General features: G+C 71.6%; 12 protein-coding genes and 1 pseudogene. All 13 read right to left on the bottom strand.

Going from position 1 to position 9,682, the window contains the following annotated elements:
* Nucleotides 1–357, bottom strand: a pseudogene (locus U9979_RS00005) (site-specific integrase); the annotation flags it as partial.
* Nucleotides 358–363: 6 nt separating this feature from the next.
* On the bottom strand, nt 364–588 hold the full coding sequence (locus tag U9979_RS00010; RefSeq protein ID WP_322777720.1) for a helix-turn-helix domain-containing protein: 225 nt from the start codon (nt 586–588) through the stop codon (nt 364–366).
* A 26-nt stretch (nt 589–614) separates the two neighbouring features.
* Nucleotides 615–2,075, bottom strand: a complete 1,461-nt coding sequence (locus U9979_RS00015; protein ID WP_322777721.1) for a replication initiator — start codon at nt 2,073–2,075, stop codon at nt 615–617.
* Between the two features lie 108 nt (nt 2,076–2,183).
* The gene (locus U9979_RS00020; protein WP_322777722.1) at nt 2,184–2,714 is read right to left on the bottom strand and encodes a hypothetical protein; all 531 of its coding nucleotides are present in this window, start codon (nt 2,712–2,714) and stop codon (nt 2,184–2,186) included.
* A 99-nt stretch (nt 2,715–2,813) separates the two neighbouring features.
* The gene (locus tag U9979_RS00025) at nt 2,814–3,335 is read right to left on the bottom strand and encodes a hypothetical protein (protein ID WP_322777723.1); all 522 of its coding nucleotides are present in this window, start codon (nt 3,333–3,335) and stop codon (nt 2,814–2,816) included.
* A 38-nt stretch (nt 3,336–3,373) separates the two neighbouring features.
* On the bottom strand, nt 3,374–3,631 hold the full coding sequence (locus U9979_RS00030) for a hypothetical protein (RefSeq protein WP_322777724.1): 258 nt from the start codon (nt 3,629–3,631) through the stop codon (nt 3,374–3,376).
* A gap of 85 nt (nt 3,632–3,716) precedes the next feature.
* On the bottom strand, nt 3,717–6,098 hold the full coding sequence (locus tag U9979_RS00035; protein WP_322777725.1) for a hypothetical protein: 2,382 nt from the start codon (nt 6,096–6,098) through the stop codon (nt 3,717–3,719).
* Nucleotides 6,099–6,202: 104 nt separating this feature from the next.
* The gene (locus U9979_RS00040; protein WP_322777726.1) at nt 6,203–6,508 is read right to left on the bottom strand and encodes a hypothetical protein; all 306 of its coding nucleotides are present in this window, start codon (nt 6,506–6,508) and stop codon (nt 6,203–6,205) included.
* A gap of 155 nt (nt 6,509–6,663) precedes the next feature.
* Nucleotides 6,664–7,416, bottom strand: a complete 753-nt coding sequence (locus tag U9979_RS00045) for a hypothetical protein (RefSeq protein WP_322777727.1) — start codon at nt 7,414–7,416, stop codon at nt 6,664–6,666.
* A 7-nt stretch (nt 7,417–7,423) separates the two neighbouring features.
* Nucleotides 7,424–7,870, bottom strand: coding sequence for a hypothetical protein (locus U9979_RS00050; RefSeq protein ID WP_322777728.1), 447 nt, complete (start codon nt 7,868–7,870; stop codon nt 7,424–7,426).
* 149 nt (nt 7,871–8,019) lie between these two features.
* The gene (locus U9979_RS00055; protein WP_322777729.1) at nt 8,020–8,256 is read right to left on the bottom strand and encodes a hypothetical protein; all 237 of its coding nucleotides are present in this window, start codon (nt 8,254–8,256) and stop codon (nt 8,020–8,022) included.
* Nucleotides 8,253–8,987, bottom strand: a complete 735-nt coding sequence (locus U9979_RS00060; protein WP_322777730.1) for a DUF2637 domain-containing protein — start codon at nt 8,985–8,987, stop codon at nt 8,253–8,255. The genes U9979_RS00055 and U9979_RS00060 overlap by 4 nt, the downstream gene beginning before the upstream one ends.
* Nucleotides 8,984–9,595 (bottom strand): hypothetical protein, encoded by a 612-nt coding sequence (locus U9979_RS00065; RefSeq protein ID WP_322777731.1) that lies wholly within the window; start codon nt 9,593–9,595, stop codon nt 8,984–8,986. The genes U9979_RS00060 and U9979_RS00065 overlap by 4 nt, the downstream gene beginning before the upstream one ends.
* Between the last annotated feature and the right edge of the window lie 87 nt (nt 9,596–9,682).

Genomic DNA, 9,682 nt, shown 5'->3' on the forward strand with positions numbered 1-9,682 from the left:
GATTCGATGCGCGCCCACCCCCGGAATCAGATGTACCCGTACCGCAACCCTGTATCCGGCGATCGTATTCTCACTCACTGACGGGGCAGCGATGTTCTCTACCCAGTGAGTCAACCAACGCTCCACAGTCCATGGGTTTCCCGGTTTGCGCACTATCCCGGCATCACGCTCCTGTTCGAGCTTCCGAACCTTTTTCGTAACTTCCGTCTCGGTCTTGCCGCGGACATGGCGCCGGTCAGGCTTTCCGTCGTTGCGTACGCCGACGGTGACCCGCCCGTGCCACGAGCCGTCCTTGCCGAGATAGATGCTGGACGCGCCGTTGGGCGCGCGCGTACCTTGCTCCCGTTTGCGAGGCATGGCAGATCAGGCTTCTTCGGGAGCTGTGGTGATAGGGGACAGGCCTACCGCATATGCCTCAACGTCAACCGGGCGCAGACGACGCAGGCGCCCGATCCGGACTGACACGATCTGGCCAGCGCCGATGAGCCCGTAGAGGGTCGTGCGGCCGATCCTCAGCCGGTCGGCCGCCTCCTCTACGGTGAGCAGGACCCTCAACGGTGGGGCGGGAAGTGCTTCGACGTTCGACACCGGGTTTCCGCTTCCTTCCTGATTCGTCACGCTTCCTGCCGGTCGGTTTGGGCGGCTTCGCGTCGTGATCGGGCTTGGTCTGCGGCCATGTCGGCGAGGAGTCGGTCACCGGTGTTGGTGTAGCCGGCGGAGTGGTAGCGCCATTCGGCGAGGGTGATGACCTGTTCGTCGTTTTCGGGGCGTCCCCAGGCGTCCAGCGGGGTGCGTTCCTCACCGGTCGGGGTGTGGGTTCTGGCCCAGGTGCGGCGGCGTTCGCGGCAGGCCGCGAAGGTCGTGCTGTAGGTGCGGGATTTGGTGATCCAGTGGCCGTTGAAGCCGAATTGGTGTGCCCACCGGGCCATCCCGAGATCGGTGAAGTCGCGGCGGATGGCCAGTCGCCAGGATGCCCGGACGAGTTCGGCCTGATGGTCGGGCAGGAGCAACAGCCGGGTGTGCAGGTCGTCGGCGCTGCGGATGCGGGCGTCCAGCGCGCCGGAGGCGGTGACGGATTTGGTGATGTATTTGGCGAGGTAGTTCCCGACCGTGGCGGGGGTGAGGTCGCCGCCGTCCACGGTCAGCATGCGGGTGTCGGCTTGTTCGCCCCAGCGGGCGGCGGCCATCGGTGGGCGGGCTGTGGGGGTGGGGACGAGCGGGGTGGGCAGGTCGTAGGGGTGCGGGTCGGGGCAGGGCTGTTCGGCGTGGCGGACGGCCCAGCGCCAGCAGGATGCGAGCAGGTCGGCGGTGGCCCAGGGCGGCGGGGGTGCCCAGTGGCCGGGGTCGGTAGAGGCGTCGTCCAGGCGGAGCACGGCGTGGAAGTGCACGGCGCCGCGGGCTTGGGCTTCGGCGACCTTGATGTAGCTGATGCGCACGAGTCGGCGGGTCGCGTGTTCGCTCTCCCCGGTCTGGGTGGCCATCCGCCGGTAGGTCAGGTCGACGGTGCGTTTCCACAGCCGGGGGGCGTGGCGGTTCCAGACGACCAGGCCGGAGGAGTCGTGGCAGTCCAGGCAGATCGGGGCACCGAGGCGGGGGTCGTCGTCGGTGTGGACGAGGTGGCAGCCGCGTGCCCGGCCGTGGCGGCAGCGGCCGGTGTAGGGGCGGCAGACCTGGGCGGGGCCGTGGTTGGCGCGGCGGGAGTGCACCGGGCCGAAGCTGGGCGCGGTGACGGTGACGAACAGGCCCGGGTGGGAGGCGACTGTTTCCGGGACGGTGCAGCCACCGGCGACGCCGGAGTGGACGATTTGCCAGGCGTCCCCGGCGTACAGGTAGGAGCAGGACGGGCAGGCGGTGGCCCGCCGGTTCCCGCATGGAATGAGAATCGTGCCGTCCGGCAGGGATGCGGAATCCATGATGCGGCGGATTTCACCGGTGATCCGGTCGGCCTGGTCGATTGTTCCGGTCAGGCGTATCGGGTGGGAGCAGCCGCCGGTGCGCTGTATCTGCATCCACAGGTCGACGAATGTGCCGTCAGCGAGGCGGGCCGCGGACGCGGCGAGGACGTCGGGAAGCACTGGTTACGCTCGCTTCTTGGCCGGGAAATGGCCGCTCGGCAGGGCTTCCCACCCGCGCCCAGGGCAGGGCGGGGTGGGAATGGCGAGGGTGGGACCGAGAAGAGAGTTTTAAAGGGCCGGTGACGGGTTCACGGCGTGTTCTTGGCCGTAGGCAGGGTGCCCCAGTGGGTGCCGAGAACATCTGTTTCGGCTGTAGTTCAGGGTGTGGTGCCGGGGGTCACCGGCGGGCAGGTAGTAGCCGGTTGCGCCCCGACGCCACAGGGTCGCTTTGGCGGCCTGGGCGGCGGGGGTGGTCGCGCGGGCGGGGTCGATGTGGTCGGGGTCCGGGTCGGTCAGGTCGACGCCGGCCGCGACCATCCAGGCGGAGATGTCCGCGGCGTACCGGCGGATCACCGACACGTCGGCCATGTACCACCACGGCCCCGGGAGTGCCTTCCCGCAGAGGCTGGACAGCACCCATTCGCGGCTGGCCTGCCGGCAGGTGGCCCGGGGGTTGCACCGCTCCTCCAGCAGGCTGGAGGTGCAGCCACATATCCACGGGCCGCGGTGCAGCCACACTCCCGGGACGAGCTCCAGCGCGGGAACGCGGGGGTGGGAGCCATCGGCGAAGTGCAACGTGAGCAGTCGGACGTTGGGCATGATAAACAGATCCCTTCTCGGGTGAAGTGGTGGCGGCGGGCCGGCCCCGTCGGGTCTGGCCAGACGTTTCGGGGGCCGACCTGCCGCACCACGAAGAGGTCAGGCCGCCGGGGAGATCGAGAACGGGTCGTCGACGTCCGCCGGGTACTGCCCCGGCGACGGGCGGCGGGCGGGAGCCGCCAGCGCGCCGGTGAGGACGGCGCCGTCGGGCAGGGTCACGGTCAGCGGGTGGGCCGCGATGTCGTCGGCGGCGGGTTGGGGTCGGGTGAAGGTGACCGTGCTGCCGGTGAACTGGCGTAGCAGGGGGCGGATGAGCCGCAGGATCCGACCGGTGTCGCCACGACCGAGTAGGAACGGGGCGGCCAGGCTGTGGTCGTCGCCGATGGGTGTGCTGTCGCGGTGGATGCGGTAGCGGTCGGTTGCGGCGGCGTGCAACCGGCCGTCGGCGACGTAGAGCCGCACCATGGAGAGGCCGAGGGGGCCGTCGTTCCGGCCGGCGGCGAGCCGGGTGTTGGCCAGAATGTCGAGCAGGTCCACGGACGCGACCGTGATCGCGGTGTCGGTGTCGGTGTCGGTGTCGGTGTCGGTGCGGGCCGGGGCCGTGTCGGCGAGGGTGGGCATGCTGAACACACCTCCTTGCAGATGTTGGGGAGTGCGGGTCATTCGTGGGGGAGCCGGGGTGCCGGCCCGATGGTCAGGTATCCGTTGCGCGCGGCGACGGCCAGCTCGATCACCTCGAGGACCTCGGTGTCGGGGTAGGAACTCGGGCGGCCGCGGTGCGGTGTCGGGAGGCGGTCACCGAGGGCGGTGGCGACGGCGGCGGTGAGCCGGTTCGCGGCGTCGTGGGCGTCGATGCCGGGGACGTCGGCGAACACGACGACCGCGACGCGGTGGATGGTCGCGCGGGGACTGGTCATGGCCGGGTTGCTCCTTGCTGTGGTGGTCACGGCCGGCCAGCCACAATCTGATGTGGTCACGGTGCGGTTTCCTTTCCGGTCGTGGTTATGCGGCGCGGGTCCACTGGCCGTGTCGTGGCTGGATAACCAGGCCGTCACGGGCAAGCGCGGCCAGCATTTTGTGTACGTGTTGTGTTGAGCAGGTCGCGCGGGCGATGATGTCGCCGGTTCCGATCGTCGAGTCGGCCGGGATAAGGCTGTAGATCTCTTGCCCCGCAAGTGACAGCTGCGGGTGGTCGGCTTGCCGGACGCTTGCCGCGCGTTCGGGTGACTCTTTGGTCGGCTCGAGTTCTTCCTGGCCGATGCGTGTCCAGGCTGCGGGTTGCAGGGTGACGCCGGTCGAGGTGACCCGGAAAGCCGATGGCTGGCCGCCGCGCGAGGCCGGTAGCTGCGGGCCGGGGGTCCACAGGCCGGCCGGCTGTGTCGGGCCGCCCGCCGGAACGGCGAGGTGGACCGCGAACGCGGCGGCGGCCAGTTCGGGGTCGGTCTCGTTGAGCTCGGTGAAGATCGCCGGGTCGTATTGGGCGAGTTCGGCGACGGCGGATGCGCGGGCGGCCAGCCGGCGCAGGTGCCGGCCTGCGAACAGGCCACCCAGAGCACCGACGACGCCGGTTTCCAACCCGGGCCGCGGCGGGAGCGCCGCATAGGCCGCGCGCAGGATCGGCTGCGTTTCGGCGTCGTCGTCGAGCGGCCGCCAGGAGCGGGCCGAGATGTCGCGGGTGGAGGGAATTTTGAACCCCTGGCCGGGCAGTCGGAGCGTGGCCGGATTGCCGGTCAGACCGGCGAGCAGATGTGGCGCGATTTTCGATGCGATCTGCATGATGAACGCGTTTGACCGCAGGATGTTGCTGCGGATTTTGTCGCTGCCGCCGAAGACGGACAGCTCTGTCATCTGGCTGGCCAGCAACATCCCGATACCGCATTTCCGGTACATCGCCGCCACCCGTTCGCCGATCTTCGTGTTCGGGTGTTCCTTCCCGAAGAGAACGTCATGGCATTCGTCGATGACGACGAACAGCATCGGTCGTTCCCGGGAGATTGTGTGTACCGGATACTTGTGGGCGCTGATGTATTTCTGCCGGTAGCGGCCGACGATGTCTACGCCGCGCATCATCAGGTTGATTTCGTCCGGGTCGGTCGCGACCCAGTTGGCGTTGTCGGCCAGTACCGGCAGGGACGCGCCGCCCTGGGGATCGGCCATCCAGATCTCCACCATTCCGGTACGCAGGAGCGTCAGGCACAGCAGTTCGATGAGTCGGCTCTTGCCGCAGCCGGTGGAGCCCAGGAACAGGCCGCTGAAGGCACCCCAACTCGGACTGAAGACCTGCCAGGGCAGCAGCTCCCCGTCCGGGTAGCGGCCGATGTAGGCCGTGCCGGTCGCCGGGTCGAACGCGGCCTCAGGTCCGGGGTAGGTCATGTCCGCCGCACCCTCGGCCCGGTCCAGAATGAGCAGCCGGGCGAGGTGTTCCCGGTCGTCGGGGTGCCGGTCGATACGGATGTCGGCCAGGCCCAGTTCCAACGCGGACGCGATCGCGCTGACTTTGGATTGCAGGTCGGCCCGGGTCATCTCTCCGGGCGGCAGACGCACGATGTACGCCTCGGCAACCTGCCCGCCGGGCGAGTCCTGCCAGTCGGTCAGTTTCGCCCCGGGGGCGATCCGGGTTGCTACTCGTGACTCCCACAGGGCGACGGTTCGGGGACGGCGGTCGACGACCATCGCTGGCGGTGCCGGCGGTTCGGGTGCGATCTCGGCAGGCGGGTCGGGGATGCGGTGCGCCGCCCAGTACGGGACGGCGAGGGTGTATCCCCCGGCCCACAGGACGGCGGCCTGCCAGCCGATCGCCCCGCCGGCGCAGGCCCACCACAGCCAGGCCGCGCCGCTGACGGCGACAACCGTGGTGTAGCGGCGTCGCCAGCGGCGGGGCCGGTCGGTCCAGTCGGCGCGGCGTCCCCGTGCCCACCACCACACCACGGCCAGGGCCAGGTAGAGCCCGGCCAGGATCCGGCCGGCGCCGGCGCCGGCACCGAGCTGGCCGACGGTGGCGCCGGCCCACAGCAGGCCGAGGACGGTGAACGGAACGACCTGCCTGCGGATGCGCAGCGCCCCGAACCGGGTTCGGGTCGCCGCCGCCCGTGCGGCCTGGAGGAGGGCTTCGGCGCGCGGGGTGTCCCCGGCGTTGAGGGCCTGTGTGGCGCGTGCCAGCAGTTTCTGCACCAGGGGGTCTGCGACGGCCCGGTTGGCGGCTGCGGTCGCGGTCGCCTGCTGTTCGATCTTGACTGCGGCGTCGAGGTAGGCCAGGGCGGTGTGGTCGTCGTCGGCCGTCGCCGCGGACGTCAACAGCCGGCTGACGGTGGCGTCGACCCGGGCCAGCGTGGCTGTCTGCCCGGCCGGGGCTGCCGGCGGTCTGGCATCGCGGTGTCGCACCATCCTGCCTTCCTCTGCGTTCCGTGGCGTACAGGTGTTCGTTTTGTGGTACGGCGGGTGTGCGGCCCGCACCTTGGGTGCGGGCCGCACGGCTATGGCCGGGTCGGTCAGTGGTCCCGGTAGAACTCGGTCGAGTCGGCGGCGTCGACCGCGCTGACGACCTCGGACACGGCGGCGTGCCCGCCGTCGAGGGCGGCGATCGCGGAGGCGACTCCGTCGCGGGCGGCACCGAGCAGTTCCCGCGCGGTCTCGATCGGCCCGAGGACCGCCGGGTCGGTCAGGCCGGCGTTCGCCAGCCCACCGAGCAACGTCTCGAACTCGCCGGCCACGGTGTTGTCGACGTTGCCGTGCAGGGCTGCCAGGTAGTTCCGGGCCCCGGCGCGGTCGACGATTTCGGCTGACGGCGTGGTCATGGTGATCCCTTTCGGTTGTGGACGGTGTGCGGTTGGGGTGGTGCGGCCTGGCCGGGCGGTGCTCTGCGGTTCGTGTGTTCGGCCCGGGCAGGGCGGTGCTGGCGGGTCCGGCACCTGAGGTCGGGAACGGCGGGGCCGGGCGCGGCCCCGCCGCGTTAGCCGGTACGGCTGTGGGTGGGCACCGACGGCCAGCCGGACGGGGTGTCCAGCGGTTCCCACACGGCGTCCACCGGCTGGCCGGTGCCGGTGTCGACGACGTCCGCGGCCGGTGTGGCGGCTGGTGTGGACGGCGGGTCGACGTCGCTGCGCGGGTCGTGGGTGTGGGAGGTGTGGATCAGCCCCAGGTCGTCCCACACGAGTGGATCACCGGGCCGCTCGAGGTCGCCGCAGGCGTCGCAGAAGCGCATCGGTGGGTCGCCGTTACCGGCGTCGACCTTGTCGCGGCACGCGAAATGTTCGACGTGGCCGTCGCGGTACATGATGACCGCCACGTCGGTGGCGGTGCGCTGACCGCAGATCCCGCAGGGCCGGCCGGTCGGCGGCTCGTCGGTGTCGGGCCGGGCCGGGCCGGGCTCGTCGGGCGACGGATCGTTGGTCCAGGGTGCGGCGTCGGGCTCTGACACCGTCGGGCCGTCGCCGGCGGGTCGGGGACGAGCGGCACGGCGGCGGGTATTGATTCCGTCGCGTGTCCGGCCGCCCCAGTGCCAGCCCGCTTTCCATCCCTCCAGCAGGGACATCGCGAGGACGGCCAGTGCGGCACCGAGTGTCCAGCCGGAGTAGCGGCGCCGGCGGGCACCGTCGCCGATGTAGACGTCACGGCCTCGGCTCAGCGCGTAGCTGTTGACGGCGGCATCGAGGCCGGCCCGGTACACGGCGTAGGCGAAGTAGAGGAGGATCAGCAGGTCCATGATTCGGTCACTTCCCGACGGTGAAGATGGAGAGGACGAGCGCCAGACCGGCCGCGGCGGCCAGCCGGCCGGGGCGCTGGGCGATCCAGGCTGTTCCGTAGGCCACTGCGGAGACCCCGACCGCGAGCCAGGCCGCGACCCGGCGGGCACCGGGCACCGCTGCGGCGTCGGCGGCCACCTCGGCCAGCGCCGGGGGCCAGGCGTACAGCCACCGCCGCCACCCGGTGATCGTCTCCGTGGGTAGCCAGTCGCCGGTGATCCCGCCGGCCCACTGGGCCAGCCACGCCGTGCTGTACGCCGCCGCGGTGATCGGAAGGGCGACCAGGTAGGCGTAGGCCACGCCGGCGCGGCGCCAGCCGAGCGCGTAGGGGGCGCACCAGGCGCCGTCCAGGGCGTAGCGCAGGACCGCGGCCGGCTCGGCCGGCGCCACGGTGACCGGTAACCGACTGGCCACCGTGTGACGGACAGCGGCCGGCCAGGGTCGGGCCAAACTCGCCAAACTCGCCTTGCTAGCCTCGCGCGCGCGGGCGGGCGCGCAGTGACCATCGGCCGGCAGCCACCCATCGGAGGCGAGGCGAGTTTGGCGAGTTTGGCGAGTTTCACTCATCGTGACGTCACCTCCCGGGCCAGCTGGTCGGCCAGCGCGGTGAGATGCTCGGCCGCGTCGGCGGCCGCCCGCCGCGCCCGGCCGGCCGGCACGTCGGCGAGTGCGCCGCGTAGGTAGTCCACGGCGGCCATCAGCCGGTCGGCCGGTGTCGCCGCCGCCGCCCGCCGGGCGGCGTAGCGGGTCCGGCGCCGCTCCCACCGGGCCTCGATCCCCGAACCCGTGCGGATGCTCACGGCGACACCTCCGGCCGTGACGGGACGGGGATGAGGGTTGGTCCGGCGCTGGCCCATTCGGCGGCCACGGCGTCGGCCAGCGGGCGGACCCGGCTCGCTGCAAGGGGGTGCCCGTCGGCGCGTAGGGCCTGTGCCAGTGCCCGGCCTGATGGCGGGGTGCCGTTCGGGGCGATCCGCCGGGCGATACGCATGGCGTCCGGGAGCAGCGAACTGATCGCCGGATCCCTCTCGCGTTCGTCGGGTGCGGGACGGTGCTCCGCGCGATCCGGTGGCTGCGCCGACCGCTCCGCGGTCTCCCCGGGCTGCTCCGCGTTCCGCGTGGCGGTGACGGGACGGGTGGCCTTCAACCCGGCGACCAACCCGAACGCGACCACCGGCCAGACCGCCATCACCGACACCCACACGCCGGGTTTCTCCCCGGCAAGCCCGCCGCCGGCGGCGGCGAAGTTACACGCCCCGGAGAAGACGACGGCGCAGACCAGGACGAATACCGGCCAGCCGCGGCCCGCGCCGACCCGGCGGCTCTCCAGGATCGCGGCGCCGGCCGCGATCGCCATCAACTCACCGGTGCAGGCGATCAGCCAGGCCGCCCAGTCGGGTTGACCGGCCCACTTCGCGACGTCGTGGACGTGGACGAACGCGACCGCGAACACCCCGGCCCCGAGTAGGAGCGGGAGGACCGTGACGGCGGCCCGCTCGAACTGGCCCGCCGTCTGGGAGCCGGCTATCACGTTCCGGTCCCGAACAGCGCCGTGATCGGCCAGGCGAACGCGCCGCCGATCACGTTGACGGCCGAGGTGACGACCGCACCCCCGGTCCCGGGGATCGTCAGGGCGACGGCCGGGAGCAGCAGGCCCACACTCGCCGCGGCGAGTTTCTGCGGCCGGCCGCGTGACGCCCGCTTGCCGCCGGCGCCGTACCGGCCGGGCCGGCGGGTGCCCGTGGCCGTGCCGGCGGCGACCAGCGCCCGGGGGGTCTCCCGCAGCTGGGCGAGTTTGCCGACCGCACCCGGGTCGGGTCGTAGCTCCGCGACAAAGTAGATCAGTAGGATGATCGCGAGTGCGCCGGGTGCGATCCCACCGGCGGTGGACCGGGTGACCTCATTGATGGCCCAGGTCACCCAGCCCAGAACCAGCACGATCCCGTCGTGGAGCCAGCCTGAGGTCAACGCGGTCCCCGCGACCAGCGCGAAGCATGCGGTGACCCGGGGCAGCCAGCGGCGCCACATCAGCAGGCCGACGACGAACAGCGGCCAGGCCGCCGCGATGGCCTGCGGGGCCGGCAACCCCAGATCGGCCGCCGTGACCGGCGTGAACGCGAGAGAGGTGAGGGGGGTCATGACACGGCTCCTGGTGGGACGACGGGGACGGCTGCCAGCCGGCGGCCGGTGGACGCGCTGGTGAACGCGGCGGCGCCCGCGGTGACC

Source organism: Protofrankia sp. Cas4 (assembly GCF_963555915.1).
Taxonomy (GTDB): domain Bacteria; phylum Actinomycetota; class Actinomycetes; order Frankiales; family Frankiaceae; genus Protofrankia.

Coding starts and splice junctions, on each gene's coding strand:
- U9979_RS00020 (WP_322777722.1), bottom strand. CDS start 2,714: ATGCCCAACGTCCGACTGCTCACGTTGCACTTCGCCGATGGCTCCCAC.
- U9979_RS00025 (WP_322777723.1), bottom strand. CDS start 3,335: ATGCCCACCCTCGCCGACACGGCCCCGGCCCGCACCGACACCGACACC.
- U9979_RS00030 (WP_322777724.1), bottom strand. CDS start 3,631: ATGACCAGTCCCCGCGCGACCATCCACCGCGTCGCGGTCGTCGTGTTC.
- U9979_RS00035 (WP_322777725.1), bottom strand. CDS start 6,098: ATGGTGCGACACCGCGATGCCAGACCGCCGGCAGCCCCGGCCGGGCAG.
- U9979_RS00040 (WP_322777726.1), bottom strand. CDS start 6,508: ATGACCACGCCGTCAGCCGAAATCGTCGACCGCGCCGGGGCCCGGAAC.
- U9979_RS00045 (WP_322777727.1), bottom strand. CDS start 7,416: ATGGACCTGCTGATCCTCCTCTACTTCGCCTACGCCGTGTACCGGGCC.
- U9979_RS00065 (WP_322777731.1), bottom strand. CDS start 9,595: ATGACCCCCCTCACCTCTCTCGCGTTCACGCCGGTCACGGCGGCCGAT.